Origin of the sequence: Leptolyngbya sp. NK1-12 (assembly GCF_032598965.1) — a bacterium.
Classification (GTDB): Bacteria; Cyanobacteriota; Cyanobacteriia; order Elainellales; family Elainellaceae; genus Elainella.
On sequence record NZ_CP053586.1, the window covers coordinates 157,573 to 179,311 of the forward strand.

General features: G+C 49.2%; 11 protein-coding genes. 6 read left to right on the forward strand and 5 right to left on the reverse strand.

Going from position 1 to position 21,739, the window contains the following annotated elements; all coding sequences use genetic code 11:
* Positions 1–68: 68 nt before the first annotated feature.
* From HJG54_RS00370 to HJG54_RS00395, 6 genes are all read left to right on the forward strand, one after another.
* On the forward strand, positions 69–3,464 hold the full coding sequence (locus tag HJG54_RS00370) for a methyl-accepting chemotaxis protein (RefSeq protein WP_316432707.1): 3,396 nt from the start codon (positions 69–71) through the stop codon (positions 3,462–3,464).
* A gap of 278 nt (positions 3,465–3,742) precedes the next feature.
* Positions 3,743–6,907, forward strand: a complete 3,165-nt coding sequence (locus tag HJG54_RS00375) for a hybrid sensor histidine kinase/response regulator (RefSeq protein WP_316432708.1) — start codon at positions 3,743–3,745, stop codon at positions 6,905–6,907.
* Positions 6,908–6,920: 13 nt separating this feature from the next.
* On the forward strand, positions 6,921–7,697 hold the full coding sequence (locus HJG54_RS00380; RefSeq protein ID WP_316432709.1) for a pentapeptide repeat-containing protein: 777 nt from the start codon (positions 6,921–6,923) through the stop codon (positions 7,695–7,697).
* A gap of 840 nt (positions 7,698–8,537) precedes the next feature.
* Positions 8,538–10,976, forward strand: coding sequence for a phosphoketolase (locus tag HJG54_RS00385; RefSeq protein WP_316432711.1), 2,439 nt, complete (start codon positions 8,538–8,540; stop codon positions 10,974–10,976).
* Between the two features lie 271 nt (positions 10,977–11,247).
* Positions 11,248–12,552 (forward strand): phosphopyruvate hydratase, encoded by a 1,305-nt coding sequence (gene eno / locus HJG54_RS00390; RefSeq protein WP_316432713.1) that lies wholly within the window; start codon positions 11,248–11,250, stop codon positions 12,550–12,552.
* 95 nt (positions 12,553–12,647) lie between these two features.
* The gene (locus tag HJG54_RS00395; RefSeq protein WP_316432714.1) at positions 12,648–13,673 is read left to right on the forward strand and encodes a 2-hydroxyacid dehydrogenase; all 1,026 of its coding nucleotides are present in this window, start codon (positions 12,648–12,650) and stop codon (positions 13,671–13,673) included.
* Between the two features lie 30 nt (positions 13,674–13,703).
* Here HJG54_RS00395 and HJG54_RS00400 read toward each other — a convergent pair whose 3' ends face one another.
* From HJG54_RS00400 to HJG54_RS00420, 5 genes are all read right to left on the reverse strand, one after another.
* A complete protein-coding gene (locus tag HJG54_RS00400; RefSeq protein WP_316432715.1) occupies positions 13,704–15,155 on the reverse strand; it encodes a glycosyltransferase family 39 protein in 1,452 nt (483 codons plus the stop codon).
* A 282-nt stretch (positions 15,156–15,437) separates the two neighbouring features.
* Positions 15,438–16,733, reverse strand: a complete 1,296-nt coding sequence (locus HJG54_RS00405) for a glycosyltransferase (protein WP_316432716.1) — start codon at positions 16,731–16,733, stop codon at positions 15,438–15,440.
* Positions 16,734–17,394: 661 nt separating this feature from the next.
* Positions 17,395–18,048: a class I SAM-dependent methyltransferase gene (locus HJG54_RS00410; RefSeq protein WP_316432717.1), complete on the reverse strand. Its 654-nt coding sequence runs from the start codon at positions 18,046–18,048 to the stop codon at positions 17,395–17,397.
* A gap of 677 nt (positions 18,049–18,725) precedes the next feature.
* Complete coding sequence (locus HJG54_RS00415; protein ID WP_316432718.1) at positions 18,726–19,643, reverse strand: glycosyltransferase family 2 protein; 918 nt, start codon at positions 19,641–19,643, stop codon at positions 18,726–18,728.
* 602 nt (positions 19,644–20,245) lie between these two features.
* Positions 20,246–21,667, reverse strand: a complete 1,422-nt coding sequence (locus HJG54_RS00420; RefSeq protein ID WP_316432719.1) for an O-antigen ligase domain-containing protein — start codon at positions 21,665–21,667, stop codon at positions 20,246–20,248.
* Between the last annotated feature and the right edge of the window lie 72 nt (positions 21,668–21,739).

Sequence of the window (21,739 nt, forward strand, 5' to 3'; positions counted from 1 at the left end):
CAGTCTCTGATGCACCATTGCATTCTTCTAGTCAGGCTGCAAAACCAACAGAAAATGCAGTGTTACCTGTGCGGAGTACTCATCCCGAACCGGGGCAAACTCCTCAACCTATCCTGTCGGCAAGTTCGTCCCCCCTGTTGCATTGGTTTCATAATCTGCCGATTCGGCGGAAGCAGTTGCTAGCCTTGTTTGCATCTGAAGCTATTTCAGTGGTGGGGCTAGTGGGCGTAGGTTCCTGGCTAATCGTCAATGCAGGACGGGCGCAGTTAGTCGATCAGGCCAGATCCGAGGTTGCAGTCAACGAAATCGCTTACAACGTCAAGATCAACCAAATGGGCTTTGGCTTCCGCGGCCAATCTGAAAATGCGGCTATTATTCAAGCTGCGAAGGAATATGCAGAGTCTCGCTCGGTTAATTCAACGCTACGAGCTCAGGTGAGAGAAATCCTCAACAATGAAGTGTCCGCTCGTAATATTGAATACGCCACGCTGGTCGGAACCGACCTTCGCATTATTGCTAATGCCAATGCCAATCGAGCCGGACAAAAATTTGATCCGCAAGGGCTAGTTGGAACGGTCATGAACAACCCGCGCCAGATCAAAACTAGCGCCATTGTGAGCTGGGCAGAACTTGAGAATGAGTCCCCTTCTTTGCCAGATGGTTTAAATCAGCAAGATGCCTTGATTCGCTATGTCCTCACCCCTGTTCGAGATCCGCAAACTGATGCCGTGATTGGAGTACTGGTGGCGGGAGACATCGTCAATAACAAATTGCCAATTGTTCGAGACCCGCTGGCGGCCTTTAATAGCGGCTATAGTGCGGTATATCAACGCCAACCAACCGGGGAACTGCGTCTAGCAACATCCCTCGACTTGGGCAAGGCCACTGAGATCGATCAGGCTACCGCTCAGGTAGCCCTACCGAATAAACAACTCCTAGAAAAGGCGGCGGCGGCTCCTGGTACCGTCGTGACCCAGCGGGTGAAGGTGGGCGAGCAGACCTACACCACTGCGGCTCAGGCGATCAATAACTTTCAAAATCAGCCCGTTGCCGTGCTGGTGCGCGGTACCTCCGAAGTGGGGCTGAACCAACTGTTACTCCAGAGTCTCTTGCTGCAACTGTTGATTGCGGCCTTGGCTGTAGCAGTAGATATTCTGCTGGCAGGGGCACTCGGTCGTTCGATTGCAGCTCCAATTGAACGGTTACGACAAGTGGCGCTGCGTGTTGCTCAAGGCGATCGGCAGGCCCGATCACCCATCTTTGCGGCAGATGAGACGGGAGAACTCGCGGTGGCATTCAATCAACTGGCTGACAGTATTGAAACATCAGAGTCACTGCTGCGCGAACAAAACCAACGCCAACAGCAAGCTACCGAACGCGCTAGACTGCTGACCGAAATCACCGTGCAGATTCGCCGCTCCATGGATGCCGAAGAAATCCTCAGCATGTCGGTGGAAGGTGTACGCGCCCTGCTCAAAGCCGATCGGGTCCTGATCTACCGCTTTAATCCAGATTTCAAGAGCGGCAAAATTACAGCAGAATCAGTTGGTGAAGGTTGGATCAAGGGATTGGGCCAAACCATTCACGATCCGCTAACACCCGCATCGGTTGAGCGCTACAAAATCGGCAGAATTTCGATGGTAGAAAACCTGGCTGAGGCTCAACTTTCCCGCTGTCACTGCGAAATTCTAGAACGATTAGAAGTGAAGGCGAATTTGGTCGCTCCTATTCTCGTGGGCGATGAGTTGATTGGCCTGCTGTGTGTGCATCAGTGTTCGGCACCACGAGTGTGGGAAGCGGTTGAAATTGAGCTAATCCAGCAGCTTTCGACTCAGATTGGCTATGCCTTAGCGCAAGCAAACCTGTTGCAGCAGCAGCAAGGTATTGCGGAACGAGAGCGGCAGGTGAATGTGCTGGTGACTCGGATGCGGGAATCCCTCGATCGCTCCACCATTCTCAGTACGGTGGTGCAGGAGATCAAAGCAATACTACAGGTGGAACGAGCAATTGTTTTCCAGTTTGATGCTGACTGGAATGGCACGGTTGTAGCCGAGGCCGTAGAACCCGGTTGGACAGCAGCGATGAAGGCAAAAATTAAAGACCCTTGTTTTCATGAAAAATACATTGAGCAATACCGCAATGGGCGAGTTCAAGCCACTAATAATATCCTGGAGGCCAACCTGACGGAATGCCACATTAAGTTACTAGAACCCTTTCAGGTGAAAGCCAACTTGGTCGCTCCAATTATCGTTCGCGAAGCGCTAATCGGTCTGCTGATTGTGCACCAATGTTCGGCTCCCCGAATTTGGCAGGAAGGCGATATCAACTTTATGCGGCAGATGGCGATTCAGTTGGGATTTGCGCTAGAGCAAGCCGAGCTATTCAGCCAAAAAGAAGCTGCACGCCTAGATGCAGAAGCCCTTTCGGAAGAACAGCGTCGTCAAAAAGAAGCTCTACAAATGCAGCTTTTGGAATTGCTCAGCAGTGTGGAAGGGGTATCGCGGGGTGACCTCACGGTGCGAGCTGACGTAACGGCGGGTGAAATTGGTACTGTAGCTGACTTTTTCAACTCAATTGTGGAAAGCTTGCGCCAAATTGTCACCCAGGTGAAGCAGTCGGCAGAGCTAGTGGGCAGCGCTCTAGGGGAAAACGAAGATGCGGTGCGCCAGTTAGCAGAAGCGGCTCTGAAACAGGCCGAAGAAACGACCCACACCCTCAATTCAGTGGAGCACATGACCCAGTCGATTCAGATGGTGGCCGAAAAAGCTCAGCAGGCCGCTCAGGTGGCTCGTGCCGCTTCTACCACAGCAGAAATGGGCGGCAGCGCCATGGATATGACGGTACAAAACATCCTCAACCTGCGGGAAACGATTGGAGAAACCGCCAAAAAAGTCAAACGTCTGGGTGAATCGTCGCAGCAAATTTCGAAAGTCGTTTCGCTGATTAACCAGATCGCGCTGCAAACCAACCTACTCGCCATTAACGCCGGTATTGAGGCGGCCCGGGCTGGTGAAGAAGGGCAGGGCTTTGCCGTGGTGGCTGAAGAAGTAGGGGAGTTGGCGGCCCGTTCTGCTGCTGCTACCCGTGAGATTGAGGAAATTGTGGCGGCGATTCAGCGCGAGACCGGTCAGGTGGTGGAAGCGATGGAGCAGAGCACCACTCAAGTAGTCGAAGGAACCCATCTCGTAGAAGAAGCCAAGCACAGCCTCAGCCAAATCCTCGCTGTTTCGCGACAAATCGATGAACTGGTGCAATCTATCTCGTCGGCCACAGTTTCCCAGGCCGAAACTTCGGAAATCGTGTCTCACCTGATGCGGCAAATTGCTCAAGTCTCGGAGCAAACCTCGGCCTCGTCTCGTCAGGTTTCTCAGGCATTGCGCCAAACCGTGTCGATTGCCCAAGACCTGCAGGCGTCGGTTGGCACCTTTGAAGTCGGAGAAGACCAAAGGAGTTTTGAGTTTTAAGTTTTGAGTTTTAAGTTTGGTTGGAATTGGCATCACTTGCCGCTGGCAATAGCCTGCATAGAGCACGTAGTCTTGAATTGGGAAAGCAATCAGCTCTGCTCCTAACTTGTAAAGCCAACTTTGGATCGCCCCCCCACCCACCAAACCTAAAAACATCTGTTTCCCAACAGCAAGCAATATCCTCAAAACTCAACCTCAAAACTCAACCTCAAAACTTAATAGCAAGCAACTCAAAATTCAAAACTCAAAACTCAAAACTTTTCCTAACCGTTTGGCTTATGTCACAGGATAAGGAACTCGAAATCCAGCTCCAGTTTCTCGATGAGGCATTAGATTATGTCGCCACACTGGATGCTGCGCTACTAGGGTTAACCAGTCACGGAATCGATATCGATAAAATCAATGCAGCTCTGCGTTCGGCCCATTCGATTAAGGGTGGCGCAGGCATGATGGGATTCCAAACCCTGAGCGAATTGGCCCATCGGTTAGAAGATTCGTTCAAGGTCCTAAAAATTCAGAAACATACCGTTCAGGTTGATTCAGAACTAGAGCACCTTTTGCTAACCGCTGTGGATTGTCTGCGGCAAGTAATCGCCTGGGAGCGGCAATGCCTGGGAGTCAATCCCAGTTGGCTTGAAAGCTATGCAAACCCCATTTTCGCCCAGCTGCATCAGCGCCTCGGCGACCCTACCGATGAAGATGCCCAGTCAATTCTGTCACCCGAAGAAGGGCAGGACATCATCCCGCTGCTGTTTCAAACCGAGGTGGAAGGCTGTCTCCAGCGGCTAGAAACGGTATTGGCAACCCAAGATCCGCGCCTGCGGGAAGAAGTCGAGATTTTAACGCAGGAATTGGGCGGTTTAGGCGAAATGCTGCAACTCACTGCCTTTACCCAGCTCTGTGAATCGATTGCCCAACAGCTAAAGGCGCATCCACACCAAACGCAAACTGTGGCCCAACAGGCTTTACAGGCATGGCGACAGTCACAGTCCCTGATTTTGGCCAACAACTGGCAGGCGCTGCCCAACACAATTCCCCTAGCCAGCCCTGATCCGTCAGTAGAAGTGGTTTCCGCGGCAGAGGCAGAAGTGTTGGTAGATATAGCCCCAGAACTAGTTGAACCAGAACTAGTTGAACCATTAGTCGAAGCCGAGTTTGCTGAGGCTGCAAATTACCGATCAGAAGAGATACCAGAAAATATTCTCAATATTATATCAAATGAAATATCTGAATCCGCTACAGCTAATGAAGAAGTCGTTCAATCACCTGTCTCCTCATCTGCCCAGGAATTTACTTGGCAATCGACTCAGGCAAATTCTCAACCAAATCCTCAAATAAATTTCCAATCAAATTATCAACCGAATGTTCAATCATCAGCAGAACCAGCTGTAGAGGTGATGTCCTCAGCTACCAATGCGGCTGCATCTTCTGCTGCCTATGAACGAGCCGCAGACTTCCGGGTTCCTGAGCCGCCTGCTGCCGAGCCTGTTGACAATACCGTGCGGGTTTCCGTCAAGCAGCTTGATCAGCTCAATGATTTATTCAGTGAACTGGTGATTGAACGTAATGGTCTAGATCTGCATCTGAGGCGGCTGCGTAATCTGGTGGAAATTCTGCGTCACCGGGTTCAGATACTGGAAGAGTCTAATAGCCAGCTCCGCAACGCCTACGACAAGGTAGAAACTCAAACGAATCCATTTTTAGGACGGGAGATGCCCAAGCTGCCTGCCTCGGTGCGGCCTGCTAACAACTCCCCTGCTGAACCTAATCATCAGTTCGATGTGCTGGAAATGGATCGATACAATTCCCTGCATTTGCTGTCGCAAGAGGTGATGGAAACGATTGTGCAGGTGCAGGAAGTCACAAGCGACATTGAGCTGGGACTAGATGATGCAGAACAAACGGCTCGCGAACTCAACAAAACCTCTCGGCAGTTGCAAAGTAAGCTGTCTCAAGTGCGGATGCGTCCCCTCTCAGACATCACCAGTCGATTCCCTAGAGCACTACGCGAATTGTCTCTGCAATATCAAAAGCCAGTTCAGCTCAAGGTACAGGGCGATGCACTGATGATTGACCGCAATATTCTGGAGGCATTGAACGAGCCGTTAATGCATTTATTGCGCAATGCATTTGACCACGGCATTGAATCACCAGAACTGCGGCGACAGCAAGGCAAACCCGAACAGGGCACAATTCAAATTCGGGCGGCTCATCAGCAAAACCGTACCGTGATTACGGTAAGCGACGATGGTGCGGGCATCCCGATCGAAAAAATTCGGGCGCGTGCTCGCCAAATGGGCTTGGATGATGTGCTGCTGGCCGCAGCTAGCGATGAGGAACTGTTGTCGTTGATTTTTGAGCCTGGGTTTAGCACTAGCGATCGAGTAACCGCGCTGTCTGGGCGGGGTGTGGGTATGGATGTGGTTCGCAATCGGCTCAAGCAAATTCACGGTGAAGTGACCGTTGCTACTGAGGCAGGCCAAGGGACAACCTTTACGCTGCTGGTACCGTTTACCCTCTCGGTGGCGCGGGTTCTGATTGCTGAAAGTCGCGGGATGTTGCTGGCTTTTCCCACTGATGCGGTCGAAGAGATTACGGTGGTGCAGCCGGACCAAATTTTGTCAACGGCAGGCAGCCAAGCTTTTAATTGGAATGGCACTATGGTGCAGTTGATTCACCTGTCCCAGTGGTTGACGTTCCATCGTCCATTCCAGCCAGACAGTTTAGAAACCAGTGCAGCCATCAGCATTCCGACCACACTGCTGCTCAATCAAGGTGGTCAGCTCATTGGCCTTCAGGTGGATCGCTGCTGGGGTGAACAGGAGGTGGCGATTCGGCAAGTCGAAGGTGGGTTGCCGCTACCCGCTGGTTTTAGTAGCTGCACAATTCTGGGAGACGGGCGGGTGGTGCCGCTGGTTAGCCTCACCGAAATGCTGCACTGGATTGCTACCTGCCAACGCGCCAGTTTAGATCGCGCTAGCTTGGAGACAGAACGACTGCTGCCTCAGGGGCTACCTGCCCAGCTCAATGCCGCTCCAGCATTGCCAGCTATCCCGGCTGAACATCAACCCACGGTGCTGATTGTGGATGACTCGATCAATGTGCGACGCTTTTTGGCCTTGACGTTGGAAAAGGCAGGTTATCAAGTCGCGCAGGCCAAAGACGGGCAAGACGCCATCGACAAGCTGGCGGCTGGTCTCAAAGTAGAAGCCGTGATCTGCGATATCGAAATGCCCCGCCTCGATGGCTACGAATTTTTGGCCCGCGTCAAGTCGTCACCGGTGTTGAAGGAAATTCCCGTGGCTATGTTGACCTCCCGCAGCGGTGAAAAACACCGTCGATTAGCGATGAGCTTGGGAGCCACGGCCTACTTCTCCAAACCCTACAACGAACAGACCTTACTGCAAACCCTGGAAAAAATGATGGACCTCACCCCCGCCTAATTGCCTAGCTGCCATGAATGTCCAGCTTCTTGTTTCCGTTTCAGCCATTTCCTTGGCAACCCTGCCCCTAGCCATCTATGTGGCAGCAACGACACCCCAATCGCCGTTTCGATCGCTCTTTCCGGCTGCCGAAACCAGCGAACCAGCCGCCGAGCCGCCGGTAGCCGAAACTCTGCCTGTGGCTCCACTGGCCTCCGCTTTGGCCGAACAGCCGCGACTGGAGCAACCCACCGACATGATGCAGCGCACTATCCGCATGAAGTCCTGCACTGAGTGTGACCTCAGTCGAGCCGACTTCCGGGAGCTAGATCTGAGCCGGGTCAATCTAGCGAATACCAACCTGCGTCAGGCAAACTTTGAGCATACCAAGCTAGTGAATGCCATCCTGACTGGGGCCGATCTGCAACAAGCCAGCCTGCGCTTGGCCCATCTGTACGGTGCCGATTTGAAGCGAGCAGACCTCCAGAAGGCCGACCTCAGCCGCTCAGAGTTGCTGCACGCCAGCCTCTCCCAAGCCAATCTCTCGCACGCCAATCTCCAGTCTGCGGAGTTGCGGGATGCCGACCTCACCAATGCCCAACTCCGGCAGGCCAATTTGCAGTCTGCCAGTCTTTATGGAGCGCTGCTGCAAGGCGCAGATCTATCGGGTGCTAACTTGCGTGGTGCTGATCTCCGCTACGCCAACCTCACCAACGCCAACCTAGAAGGAGCTGACTTAACCAACGCCCGCCTCGAACTAGCGATCTTGCCTAACGGCGAACAAACCTACACCGGCAAGTATGAGTACTAGAATCTGATCGATCATGAAGTGGAACGGATATTAAATCCGGCTAGATGATCAGAATTAAAATTCTGACTATGTATGGGCAATAGTATTAGAAAACGACTCTGCCTACTCGAATGTCCTACCAAAATAATGAAAATTATAGTGTTTGCCAGAAGAGAGCCGTGGCGACGGCTATAACTTAACTAAGAATAAAATCTCGCCTAATTCACTGCCATAGTTAATGTACGTTCTAGATATGAATCCAGTAATGGAGCTATTTGGTAAATATCATGTAAGAGATATATGGAAGTATTGAACTACTGCAAAGTAATATTTTGCTTATTTCAAGCTGATAATTATTTCAAGCTAATAGCTAGCCTGCCTATAGTAATCATAGTTGTTGCTATATAATAAACGAGTTCTCCATCGAACTGCTTCCTGGAAACGAACTGCCGTCCAGTAGATGCTCAGAAATTTAGTCCTTAAAGTTAATCTAAATGGGTTCTAACAGGCTCTAAGCCGAAGGTTCAATCCGCTACAGTCTGCCAGTGAACAGCGATTTATAAGGTTTTCTTTACGAATGGAACGATGGCTTGGAATTAGGGCAATTGGGTCAACCGCACTGCTTAATAACTCACTGAGTTGTGTCGATTGTACTAAACGGGCCAGAATTTTCTGACCTATAATGCCAGGAAACTGAATCCAGTTTGCATCTGGTTTGCTGCATCACATTCAGCAAGCTATGTCGATTGTGCCGTTCTATCTAGATTTAGATAGCAGAAATCCCATTGGTTTTACAAGAGTATGTGCTTTCTGTACGGCATTGTACGGCATTTTGTGTAGGTATTTGGCATTTGGAGAATTATGGTAGCTACTCCTGAACGACCCACCATTGACACCTCCTCGATTAGTGCATTTGGTCAAGCCAGATCAACGATTCCAGGAGCACCCCTCAGCCCTGAAGAACTGCAAAACATGCATGCCTTCTGGCGAGCCGCCAACTATCTGGCTGTGGGCATGATCTATCTACGAGATAATCCTTTACTGAGAGAACCCCTCAAAGAAGAGCATATTAAAAAGCGATTGCTTGGCCATTGGGGGTCCAGCCCTGGGATTGCCTTTCTCTACACGCACCTCAATCGCATCATCAAAAAATTTGATCAAGACATGCTGTTTGTGGTGGGGCCAGGACATGGCGCACCGGGATTCCTCGGCCCCTGCTATTTAGAGGGCAGCTACTCGCAGTTTTTCTCCCAATGCACTGAAGATGCAACCGGCATGCAAAAGCTGTTCAAGCAGTTTTCGTTTCCGGGTGGGGTCGGTAGTCACTGTACTCCCGAAACTCCCGGTTCGATCCATGAGGGCGGCGAGTTGGGATACAGTCTGTCTCATGCCTTTGGTGCAGCCTTCGACAATCCCGATTTGATTGTGGTCGCCATGCCGGGGGATGGAGAAGCCGAAACCGGAGCGCTGGCCACCTCCTGGCACTCCAACAAATTTCTCAACCCGATCCGAGATGGAGCCGTGCTGCCGGTGCTGCACCTGAACGGCTACAAGATCAACAACCCCACCATTTTGGCCCGCATCAGCCACGACGAACTAGAGGCGCTGTTCCGCGGCTATGGCTGGACGCCCTACTTTGTAGAAGGCTCCGATCCTGAATCGATGCATCAGGCGATGGCCGCTACGCTGGATCATTGCGTGACCGAGATCAAGCACATTCAGCAGGAAGCCCGCAGCAGTGGACAGGCGACTCGACCCCGCTGGCCAATGATCGTGATGCGTACACCCAAAGGCTGGACCGGCCCCTCTGACGTGGATGGCCGCAAAGTCGAAGGCTTCTGGCGTGCCCACCAAGTGCCGATGGGAGCCATGCACAACAATCCAGGCCATATGCGGCTGCTAGAAGACTGGATGAGGAGCTATAAACTGGAAGAACTGTTTGACGCCAATGGCACCCTGTTCCCCCATATCAAAGCCACCGCTCCCACAGGCAGCAAGCGGCTGGGATCTACACCCTATGCCAATGGCGGCCTGTTGCGCAAAGAGCTAAATCTCCCTGATTTTCGCAACTACGGTGTTCAGGTGGATAAGCCAGGAACTACCGAAGCGGAGAACACCCGTCCGATGGGCGTCTTCTTGCGGGATGTGATGCGCAACAACATGACTAGCTTCCGGGTTTTTGGTCCCGACGAAAACACTTCCAACAAGCTGAATGCCATCTACGAAGTCAGCAAAAAATTCTGGATTGCCGACTTTTTACCCGAAGACCTGGATGGCGGCGAGCTTTCACCCGATGGCCGCGTCATGGAGATGCTGAGCGAGCATACGCTCGAAGGCTGGCTCGAAGGCTATTTGCTCACCGGACGGCACGGCTTCTTCTCCACCTACGAGGCTTTTGCCCATGTAATCGATTCGATGGTGAACCAGCACGCCAAGTGGTTGGATATTTGCAATCACATTCACTGGCGGGAAGAGGTCTCATCCCTGAACCTGTTGATTACCTCAACCGTATGGCGGCAAGATCACAATGGCTTTACCCACCAAGATCCGGGCTTTTTGGATGTGGTCCTGAACAAAAGTCCCGATGTGGTACGCATCTACCTGCCACCCGATGTGAATACCCTCCTGTCGGTCGTGAACCACTGTCTCAAGAGTGCCAACTACATCAACGTCATCGTGTCGGACAAGCAGATGCATTTGCAGTATCACGACATGGATGCGGCGATCAAAAACTGTACCAAGGGCATTGATATCTGGGAATGGGCCAGTACTGATGCCGGCGAAGAACCCGATGTGGTACTGGCAACGGCAGGCGATATTCCCACCAAAGAGTCGCTGGCGGCTTCACTGATGCTGCGGGAAAACTTTCCTGATCTGAAGATTCGCTTTGTCAATGTGATTGACCTGTTCCGGTTAACACCAGATACCGAACACTGTCATGGCCTCAGCGACCGGGATTTCGATAGCCTATTCACCCTCGATAAGCCGGTAATCTTTAACTTCCACGGCTATCCCTGGCTGATCCACCGCCTCACCTACCGGCGGACCAACCATCACAACATCCATGTGCGTGGCTACAAAGAAAAAGGCAACATCAACACGCCGTTGGATCTGGCGATTGCCAACCAAATCGATCGCTTTAGCATCGCGATTGACGTGATCGACCGCGTGCCCAGACTTAAGGTGGCGGGTGCCCATGTCAAGGAAATGCTGAAGGACGAGCAAATTGCCTGCCGTCAATATGCCTTTGAGCACGGCATCGACCGACCTGATATCGTCAACTGGAAGTGGCCGTATTAAACTAATCTGAGCGTTTAGATTCTGAGCGTTTAGATTCTGAGCGTTTAGATTCTGAGCGTTTAGATTCTGAGCATGGGGGTGGGCGTGGCTCACCCCATTGACTTAGAGTCGGTTCAACTAAAAATTTAGGTTTGTGTTGCTGACTAATCACAAAAGTTTGCCGCGTCAATCTAAAATCGCTGAAGCGAGGTTCACACCGATGGAAAGTTGGCACGCCTTGACCTGTTGAGCCACAGCTCAGCTAGAAATTACGATCACACAGGAGACCCCTATGGATACAGCAATCAAATCTATCCACGCCAGAGAAATCTTAGATTCACGCGGCAATCCCACCGTTGAAGTGGATGTAGTTCTGGAAGACGGTAGCCTCGGACGGGCGGCGGTCCCATCTGGAGCCTCGACCGGTAGCCGCGAAGCGATGGAGCTACGCGATGGGGATACCAGCCGCTATGGTGGTAAAGGTGTGCTGAAGGCGGTGAACAATGTCAATACGCTAATTGCCGATGCGCTCAAGGGGGCTAATGGAGCCGACCAAGCCGCGGTAGACAACACCATGCTGGAACTCGACGGCACTGAGTACAAGTCGAAATTGGGGGCCAACGCAATTCTGGGCGTGTCGATGGCGGTAGCGCGGGCCGCGGCAATCGCTCAGGGCCAATCCCTCTACCGCTATCTGGGAGGTGAAGACGCCCATCTGCTGCCCGTACCCTGCTTTAATGTGCTGAATGGCGGTGCCCATGCCGACAACAGCGTGGACTTTCAGGAATTCATGATTGCTCCAGTTGGTGCTGCTACCTTTAGTGACGCTATGCGGATGGGAGCCGATGCCTACCATGCCCTCAAGTCGGTGTTGAAACAAAAGGGTTACAGTACGGGCGTGGGCGATGAGGGAGGCTTTGCTCCTAACCTCAAGGCGAATGTGGAAGCAATCGAGCTGATCCTAGAAGGCATCGAAAAAGCTGGACTGCGGGCCGGTGAAGACATGGCGATTGCGCTCGACCCCGCCACCAGCGAACTTTACCAGGAGGACGGCACCTATCTGTTCTACAAATCCGATCAGAGCCGCAAATCCTCGGAAGAAATGATTGACCTGTGGGAAGGCTGGGTGAACCAATACCCGATTGTTTCGATCGAAGACGGCTTGGGCGAAAAGGACTGGGAAGGCTGGAAGCTAATCACCAAGCGGCTTGGCGACCGCATTCAGCTTGTGGGCGATGATGCCTTTGTCACCAATCCCAAAATCATCAAGCAGGCGATTGCCGATGGCGTGGGCAACAGCACCCTAATCAAGGTGAACCAAATCGGCTCGGTCAGCGAAACTTTGGCAGCGATTCGGGATTCCTTTGCTGGCGGCTACACCTGTATGGTGAGCCATCGCTCTGGCGAAACTCCAGATGACTTTATCGCCGATCTCGTGGTGGCGACCGGCACCGGTCAGATCAAGAGCGGTGCTCCCTGTCGTGGAGAACGGTTGGCCAAATACAACCAACTGCTGCGAATTGAGGCCGAATTGGGCAGTAAAGCCAGCTATGCGGGTGCCAATGCCTTTAAGCGCAAGCAGACCATCACTCGGTAGCGCCAGCAGCTAACCTCTGGGGGTGGATGTCCACCCCATTCAAATTGCTTTCTAAACTGCCTTGAATCTGCTTTTTAACGATCTTGAGGTCGGCTATGAAAATTGCTGTTTTTAACACGCGCAAATACGATCGCCAGTTTTTGGATCGGGCCAATGTTAAGCGCGACCATGAGTTGATTTATCTGGAACCACGCCTTGATGCAACCACGGCAACTCTGGCAACAGGTGCAACAGCAGCCTGTATTTTTGTCAATGACACTGCCGATGCCCATACTCTGAAGCTTCTGGCATCAGAAGGGGTTCAATACCTGCTGCTGCGCTGTACCGGATTTAACCAGGTCGATCTCAAAGTGGCAGAGGAGGTTGGGATTAAAGTGGCGCGGGTGACTAACTATTCACCCTATTCAGTGGCAGAACATGCGGTAGGCTTGGTGCTAATGCTGAATCGTAAACTGCATCGCGCCTTCAATCGAGTTCGAGATGATAATTTTGCCCTCGATGGCCTGATGGGATTTGACCTGCATGGTCGCACGGTGGGCGTAATTGGCACCGGAAAAATTGGCATGATTTTCGCTCAAATTATGCACGGATTCGGCTGCCAGTTGCTTGGCTATGACGCTTACCCTAACTCAGCTTTCGAGGCAATTGGTGCCGCCCGCTATGTCGAACTCTTTGAATTGCTAGAGAACTCAGATATTATCTCACTACACTGCCCGTTACTACCTTCTACAGAACATATTATTAACACCAATGCTATCGACCAAATGAAACCAGGTGTGATGTTGATTAATACGAGCCGAGGTAAATTGGTTGATACAAAATCTGTGATTGAAGGCATCAAGTCTGGAAAAATTGGCTATCTGGGCATTGATGTATACGAACAGGAAGATAATCTTTTTTTTGAAGACCTCTCGGATAGCGTAATTCAGGACGACACCTTTCAGTTGCTTCAGTCCTTTCCCAACGTAGTGATTACTGCCCATCAGGCATTTTTTACCGAAGATGCTCTCACTACCATTGCCGAAACCACCCTTTTCAACGCCGATTGCTTTGCCCAGGGTCAGCATTGCCCCAACGAGTTGAAGTTTGAGGAGAAGGTCATCGTCAAGTCATCAGCTTAAGTTCCTCTAGGCAAGACTTATACAAGCCTTTCAAGGAAGCTCCAAACTAAGCAATTTTGTCTCAGAGGTTGGCATTAGAGAAACTTCCTTAATTTGAAAAGGAGCTTGTTGCTTGGCCCAAGTGATTGCCGCATCTGACGGATGAGGAAACAAAAAAATACGGCTAAATTGGGATAGCTCAACATCTTCAGCCGGTCTAAAATCTTTAGGGTCAACCTGGACACTACAACTCACACAGGTCGGTTTGGTTAAGATCTTGACGTTGGGGTTAAGATATTGACTCAGGTACATAATATCCCAGCCGCTAGAGTCGGTTAGCAGCAGGGGTTTCTCAGTTTCGTTAATGATATTAAAGGCGGCAAGATTGGTTTGCATTTCGTCTTTGTGGCCATTTAACCATGTAAACTGGGCCTGCCAAAGCGATAATGTATTGAGTAGCTGCGTTGATATAAAAATGGCTACCACGACTATCCAAATCCGTCGTTGCCATTGCTTCAAACTACCTTCAGTGAGTTGATAAGCAAATAAATGAGCAATCGCTAAGATAATGCCAAGGAAACAGGGTGTCAAATACTTGGGAATATTAGACATCCCACCTGTAGCTGCATGTCCACCTAGAGTTAAATCCTGAATTACCAAGCCAAGTGCGGTTGTGCCAACTAATGTAAAAATGAACAGCCACACTCTTTGAACCGTTGTTTGTAACAAAAAGTAGAAAGTATAGAGTACGAAGATCAGACAACCAACTGTAACCGAGTACTGCAGAATTTTCTCTACTGTGGAAGGATCTGCTGAAATATTTGGATCGTACAGTAGTTTTCCGGGTTGTCGTACCCATCCTCTAGCTAGCTCAGCCAAACTCAGTTTGACCGTATCTGTCTGACCAGACATTTGTTGCAGTTGTGCCCAGTTGAAAAATACAATCGCAACCCAAGGTATAAAAGCAATTATACCCACGACTGAAGCTAGCACATAGGATAGAAATCGTTCCTGAAAGCGAAATCTTTCCATCGAGAATACATAGATTGCATGACCAAAAGCAACGATAATAGATAGTAAACCGGTATATAAGCTAAACGCTACACTGAACGCATAGATTGCCCAACTGACCTGGTTTTTGATCCGCATTGCCTGCAACAGCGCCGCACTCATTAAAAGAATCGAAACAGTCCAGAGGCTATAGTGTCTCGCATCCTGTGAAGCCATGAAATAAAATGGAGTGATTGCTAGAATCACTGTGGCTAGACTAGCAGTGAGGCGAGATTTGAATAACTCCATACTCAACCAGTAGATGCAGGGTAATCCAAACACGCTAATCAGGGCAGACCAACTACGTAGAATACCAATAGCTCCACCCCAGAGCTGTGCCCAAAGCTTGACGGTAACAAAATAGAGTGGCGTTAGCTGGGGCTCTTCTTGAGCTAGCCCATTGATCGTATGCCAAATAGTTTTCTGAGGATTGGGAGTTTGATATTTTTGCAAATACTCGATCCCAACTGGTCGCACATTGCTTGACAGATCCTGAACCAGTTCAGCCTCGGTATACCCCGAAACTCTTAAAGCTGTAAACACCTCATCATGAGTAGGAAATTTTTGCTCTAGATGAGTGAATCGTAGAAAAACGCCGAAAAGTGCTGCTAGGACAACGAGGCAAACGGTAGCTGTAAAAAAGCGATTCTTCCCAATCATGTTTCTCATCCTTGTTCAGAAAATTAGGCAAACCCCAGCCTTCTAAACTTCCCTGCTTCAAATTAGCCGTCCTCTCTAATTTTGGGTATCAGTGACGCGCCAGCTTAGTTTCAGGTTCAGCCAAAAGTTCCAAAGGGTCACAGCAGCAATCGCAATCAGGTTAGCAACATAGCGATTTAGTCCAAAAGCGTTAAATAATAAATTCAACAGCAAAACATTTAAGACCAAACCGCCTAAGCAGATCAGGTTGAACTTCACCAAGCGTTTGATCCGCTTACGCCAACCTCGTTGTTGGCTGGATAAATCTCCAAACGTCCAGCGATCATTCCAGAGAAAATTATTGATAATGGCTACTTCAGCCGCGATAATCTTACTGCGCGTTAATCCCCAGTTCAGAGCATCTGGATCACTCAGTAAGTAAAAAACGGCCATATCGACAAAAACACCGCTTAATCCTACTAGGCCGAATCGCATAAAACGACCAATCGGCCAATTCAAGTGTTGACGCAGTCGGCTGAGTTTTCCGCTCAGGCGTAGCCGAGTCAAGTGCCTCAAATACTCGACATACTGCTTCCAGGTGACTTTGCTTTCTCCTTCAAGCCGCTCCTGAAATACATAGCCTACTTCAGCAATCGTCTCAATATTTCCTCGTCCGATTACTTCCAGCAGAATCTTATAGCCCACTGGGCTAAGAATTTGTCCGGCAATGGCTGAACGCCGCAGCATAAAATAGCCGCTCATGGGGTCAGATACTCTCCCCACGACCCTGGGCAGAATCAGCAATCCCAAAAATTGTGCTCCCCGCGAAAGGAAACGGCGAGTTGGACTCCAATCGCTGACGCCTCCTCCTTCGACATGCCGGCTGGCAACAGCTAAATCTGCACCACCCTGAATTGCCGCTAGCAGTTGCAGTAAAACCTCAGGCGGATGTTGCAAATCTCCGTCAATCACGCCGATCACTTCTCCCCTCGCCACCTGCCAGCCCCGAATTACCGCAGTTGACAAACCCCGCTCTTGCTGTCGCCGCATCACCCGTAATTGAGGATACTCATGCACCAGTGTTTGGGCAATTTCCCATGTGCGATCCGGGCTATCATCATCGACTACAATTAACTCATAGTTCTTTGGTAGCTTCTGATCTAAAAGGGAAGCAAGTTGGTGAACTAAGCGATGGATATTTTTAGCCTCGTTGTAGGTGGGAATTACCAGAGAGAGGGTAATTGGAGCGAAATTGAAAGAAATAGACTGTTCAATTGATTGTGGAATTGCCTCTGAGATCGACTGCTGTGATGATTGCTGAAAATGATCAGTCAATGCAGGAATTCGCAAAATACCTGAAGGCGGAATCAAAAATATGCTGGACTCAGTCATGTTACAAGAATGAAGTTCAATGCTAAATAGCAGACGCTGAAAACTGCTTAACCTACTGATTAATCTAATCTATATACGTCTAACGCTTAATTGAATAAACCTCAGCTGATTACAGCTATAAAATTTATAGCTACAAACAATAGAAGAGATAAATTACAAAAAATCTCACACTGATGATCGACAGGTTGAAATCTGCCGCTATTAAACCTAAGATGTCTTCGCACATTGCGAGAGAAGAATTCAGCTTACGAAAGTAGGTTGAGCTTCAGATCAGTAAATGCTTCTGTGTTGCTTCGTTGCCTGACCTACCCGCAATTGATTTGCGGGTGAGAGAAATACGAAGTCACAAGCTGGATTGATCCAAAACTCTGAACAGACCCTTAGCTTTTGCAGCTTGTGATTTGAATCATTGTGTACAAGCTCTGAATATGCTGATTCAAGAAGGTAGCTGAAGCCCTAAATCTAAACTCAATCGATAGCTCAAAACCATCCAGCTGGGTACCTCACTCTAGTCAGTAATCCAAACTATTTGAAACTAGCGCAAGTTTGCTTGGACTTGTTCCACTCATCACTTAACTCAACTATACAAAATTACTCAATCCAAGACTAGTTATTCCAACTATAAAACTGCAAACTTAGTGGAATTTTCATATACCTAGTGTCAGATCTGCTCAAAGGGACGATAAATCACATAGGATTTTTCAAGTAGAAAAGCGCGCTCTATGTAGAGTTTCCCATCTGGGAATAACGCCTGCATTTGCTTACGGGAAATTACGCGAGTTCCTTCCACCATTTCCGTCCAAACTGGTAATTTTTTCTTCCAGGAACGCTTCAAGTGCTGGCGCGCAAATTCGGGCAGTTGCCAATAGAATGGGAAACCGGTATGAGGTTCAATTGGCCAGCGGTCGCTTGGCGTTTGTACCCAATAGGCTTTGCCTAAGCGATACACCTCTTGCGCAAAATCGGCCTGTTTGTTGTCATCGCCTACATGCTCAATCACCGAATTGCTGAATACAACATCAAAGGATTGATCGCTAAACACATCTTTTAGATTCGTGGCATCTGCTTCAATAAACCGAATCTGGTGGTGTCCATGGGGTCTAACGGTTCCTGGCAGGTTTACCAGCGTTACCTCAAAGTCGTGAGGCACTAGTTCCCACATGTAGGGTGTACCCCCTAAATCGATGATCTTAGCTCCAGAAGGTGGTTTTACCAGCTCTAGAAAATCTTTGAAGCGCCGAGTTCGCCAAGTGCCGACGATGGAGTCTTTGTTAGAGTAAGCGCGTTCAGTAACCCGGCGAAGCAGTAGTTGCATGATAACTTCCACCTACAATATGACTGGTATAGCGATCCTCTCAAATCACAGTTTTCGCTGAGCTTTTATCTAATCGCAAGCTCTGACAATGCCTGGATATCTGACGAAATCCTCACCCTGGTATCTAACATTTGACACTTTAGAACCCTGATACCCTTTCTGGTGCTTAAGCTAGGAGGATCCCACCTTTAAATAGAACTACAATGCTCTCTACTGTAGTCCGGAATTTTTACGTATAGTTCTAAATGAAACTACAGGTAGGCCACTTTAAAAACTCTCTATGGGTGGATGTTTTTTGAGTAACAGGTCAACAGCTATCTACACATTATCTAGTGAATTAAGCAGCAATCCAGTAGGTGGACCCAATTATTGAACAGATCTGTAGCGCGGATATCTGTCAACCTGTAAGCAAGATGCCTCCCCTACGCCTTGCATTTGACCTCACCCATTGATTCAGGAAAGCAAAAGGGTTGGCTGGCTTACAAACCTCTAAACGCTAGCTGTTGCAAACGCGAAAATTCTCCGAAAGAGGCCGTGTCTACAGGAGCAAAGCCTGATCACCAGTTTAAAACCGCTGCTATACAAGCCGACTCGGCGACTCGGCTGAGCTGCGCCGAACACACCCTGCACCGACTATTCGTTTGGTTAAGTAACTTCATTATCCATTTGACAAATTGCTATCCCTTTTGCAGCAACAGTTGTTTCAGCGAGCGCCAATAAGGGCCGATTTGAGAGCGGCCAACTGCAACCCGCAGTCGTTTGATCAAGCTGTCTTTGGGAGCACCATAATAAATTGCTTGGCTAGGATCCGGTGGAGCATCGGAGAACGCAGCGTTCATGTATTGCTCAATATTTTTACGAGCGCGATAGCGCTGACGCACAAGCTTGAGGCGTTGCTCGTGTGTATTAGTATGGAAAACTGTCCAGTCAGGATCTTCGACCTTAAAGAGCGTATAAACGTTATGTCGTTCCATATAGCGTTCTAGGGCGATCTCTAACATATACCGCTCCTGGTTCGTAACAGCAGCAGGATTTTCGCTTGTAAAACCAGAGGCAACATAATCACCTGCATACTCGTGAACTGCCGCCATAAACACACTACGTTTCATCAACGCAAAGTTCAGACTACATTTGTAGCTAAAGTACCAACCCTCCCAAGCATCACGGAGTTTTGCTGGCATGTTAAAGGAGCCACCAACGGCAAAAACATCTTCCCGATCCAAGTAACCAATCGATTCTTCTAGCCAACCTTCATGGCCTTTGCGGTACGGTAAAGTATCAATATTGAACCAGAGGAGATAAGGTTTAGTTGCAATTGCAGCCGCTGTGTAGGTCTGAATGTATCCTCGATCGAAATCTTGCTCTTCGTGGTCCTGCTGAATAATTTGCAATTTGTCGATTAATCCTCTTTTGAAGAGCTGCCAATAGATTTCCTGCGTCTCTGGGTTGCTGCCAGCATCAACAATCACCACTTCACCGGGCTTTCCTCCCAAGAACTCAAACCAGTCTAGAAGCACGTCTTCAAGAACAATTCCATCGCCGTAGTTACGAGCAACCAATGAAATTTGTTCTAGGACTGTATTCAATGCACTCATCAATTCATCTCCTTTAGAAACAGCAGCTCTCAGATTCATTAATTAGCAGTTTTAGGCTTTGGTGCTTACTATAGGGAGTACCTTTAAAATTGCTCCAGTTGAGGAAAAATCAACTTGTCGCTTCAAAATTTACCTCTTCAAAAGGAACGATATCCTGCCTCTTCAGCAAGGTAAAACCGGGTGTGTCAAGAAAACACAATTCGGGGGGATTTCGGAGGGAAACGATAAAGTTCTTGTGAAGATTCTCATATCAAATCCGGTTGATCAGCCAGAGTTCGCGTACAGGTGTTTCGGCGAAACGCCTGTACAACGCAGCATTTAAATTTGGGGCGTTTAGTCGGATTTGATGTCAATATTCAATGATTTAGTAACCGAAGAACTGAATTCATCGCAAGTTTGAGCGGCAAATTGGCATCAGATCTACGGTTAGATGACAATCAGCCTTGCCTTTCGAGGAGCTGGGTAGCAGTCGCAAAGTAGCAGTTGCGAATAAAATTCTTGCAATCAAACACCGCCTGAGCAGAGCAACAAACCGCGATAATCGGTGAAGACAGCGTGTTGAAAATGATTTTTTAGAAGCAAACCTTTCACAGGCTGAGTTTCTACAGCGGCCTCTGCTGCACGAGTTGACGACGAACTGGAACAGCTGGATTGGTTGCCTTTCGCCGTCGGGGTTCAGGACTCATAACAAATCCTGCAATTCCTCCAGCGGCCAAAATGTAGATTGGGTTAATCATGGCGTTCATAATACAGTCCACCATGTAAAGGACTACCATGATTGCCAAAACAGCAACTGGGGCAATTTGGGGATGGGTCCAGAGTCGTGCCGGACAACGAGACCAAAATAATGCCACAACGGGCGCTAGCATGGAGGTGAAGATGCTAACCAGGCCAACCGTACCGTTCTCTCCAAAAGCAAGAATCCACAAGCTATCTTGAATTGCTAGCTGATCAACAGTCCCCGGAATGATAACCCGTGAGCGGTTAAATCCACCCCAACCAAACAATAGTCTTTCCCGCGCGTGATCGGCTAGAAGTTCTTCGTTATTGAATCTAAATTCCAATGATTGAATCCGCTCTGGCGGAAAGATTTGTGACAAATAGGAAACTAACTGATCGGTGAAGTAGGTATCGGTTTCTGCATTGATATAGAGATAGACTGCCATTGCTGCAATTAACAAGAAGACGGGTAAGGCAGTGCGAAATTGTTTGCCGATGTAGAGCAGCACTATTCCAATCAGCAGTAGGGTCAATGCACCGATCGATCGAACTAATACAAAGGTTAAAAATAATCCAGCTACCCAGCCACCCATTGGAATATTCCAAAGGCGTTTGATTGTATTGGTTTGCCACAGCCATAGGCCAATCAAGGTCGCTGCCATCATAAAGGCCCCAACGGCCAGACCATGCTGCATAAACACAATCGGTCGATAACCACCTAAACGAATGACTTGGGTGAAATCCTGTACTGTGTAACCGCCGTAAACAATCCGGTGAAGTTGAGGGCTAAGCCTCGATTCGAGGATACACAGCGGCATGTACACTAACCCACCGATAAAAATCCCAATTGCTAACTGGCGCAATCCCAGCAAACTGTTTAAATAAATTCGGCCTAAAAAGTAGGGAGCGCCCCAAGTCACCGTGCGATCCAAAGCTTGGGCCAAACCATCATAGACACCCAAATCATTCGTGACCGACGACATATAGGGGCAAAGGCACCAAATCAGCATGGGTACATCCAGCCAGCCAAACCGGAAGGAACGGAACCGCCCCACATCAAAAATGAAAGTTGCTAGCAAAATTCCATAGCAGGTAGCGGAGGTTTTGGTGTAGTCGGGGATACCTGTGAGGGGTAGGGCTGCTTGAGGCAAAAACATCCAGGCAAACAAAAAACTGATGACAACAGCTTGTCGGGCAGGTAGCTGCGAAAATAAGTAAAGAACGACGGGAATCCAGCCCAACATAACCAATGGAACAAGCAGGTTGGGACTGGCCATGGGATTGCCGGGAAAAATGAAACTCATAGCTGCAAAGTTCAATAAACTAAATGGCGGTGGCGGATCGACCCCGGATAGCAACTAGTGTGCTGAATGCAC

What these genes read in the sequence shown, in the direction of transcription:
- HJG54_RS00395 (WP_316432714.1), top strand. Translation starts at nt 12,648, where the DNA reads ATGAAAATTGCTGTTTTTAACACGCGCAAATACGATCGCCAGTTTTTG.
- HJG54_RS00420 (WP_316432719.1), bottom strand. Translation starts at nt 21,667, where the DNA reads ATGAGTTTCATTTTTCCCGGCAATCCCATGGCCAGTCCCAACCTGCTT.
- HJG54_RS00410 (WP_316432717.1), bottom strand. Translation starts at nt 18,048, where the DNA reads ATGCAACTACTGCTTCGCCGGGTTACTGAACGCGCTTACTCTAACAAA.
- HJG54_RS00380 (WP_316432709.1), top strand. Translation starts at nt 6,921, where the DNA reads ATGAATGTCCAGCTTCTTGTTTCCGTTTCAGCCATTTCCTTGGCAACC.
- HJG54_RS00405 (WP_316432716.1), bottom strand. Translation starts at nt 16,733, where the DNA reads ATGACTGAGTCCAGCATATTTTTGATTCCGCCTTCAGGTATTTTGCGA.
- HJG54_RS00375 (WP_316432708.1), top strand. Translation starts at nt 3,743, where the DNA reads ATGTCACAGGATAAGGAACTCGAAATCCAGCTCCAGTTTCTCGATGAG.
- eno (WP_316432713.1), top strand. Translation starts at nt 11,248, where the DNA reads ATGGATACAGCAATCAAATCTATCCACGCCAGAGAAATCTTAGATTCA.
- HJG54_RS00415 (WP_316432718.1), bottom strand. Translation starts at nt 19,643, where the DNA reads ATGAGTGCATTGAATACAGTCCTAGAACAAATTTCATTGGTTGCTCGT.
- HJG54_RS00385 (WP_316432711.1), top strand. Translation starts at nt 8,538, where the DNA reads ATGGTAGCTACTCCTGAACGACCCACCATTGACACCTCCTCGATTAGT.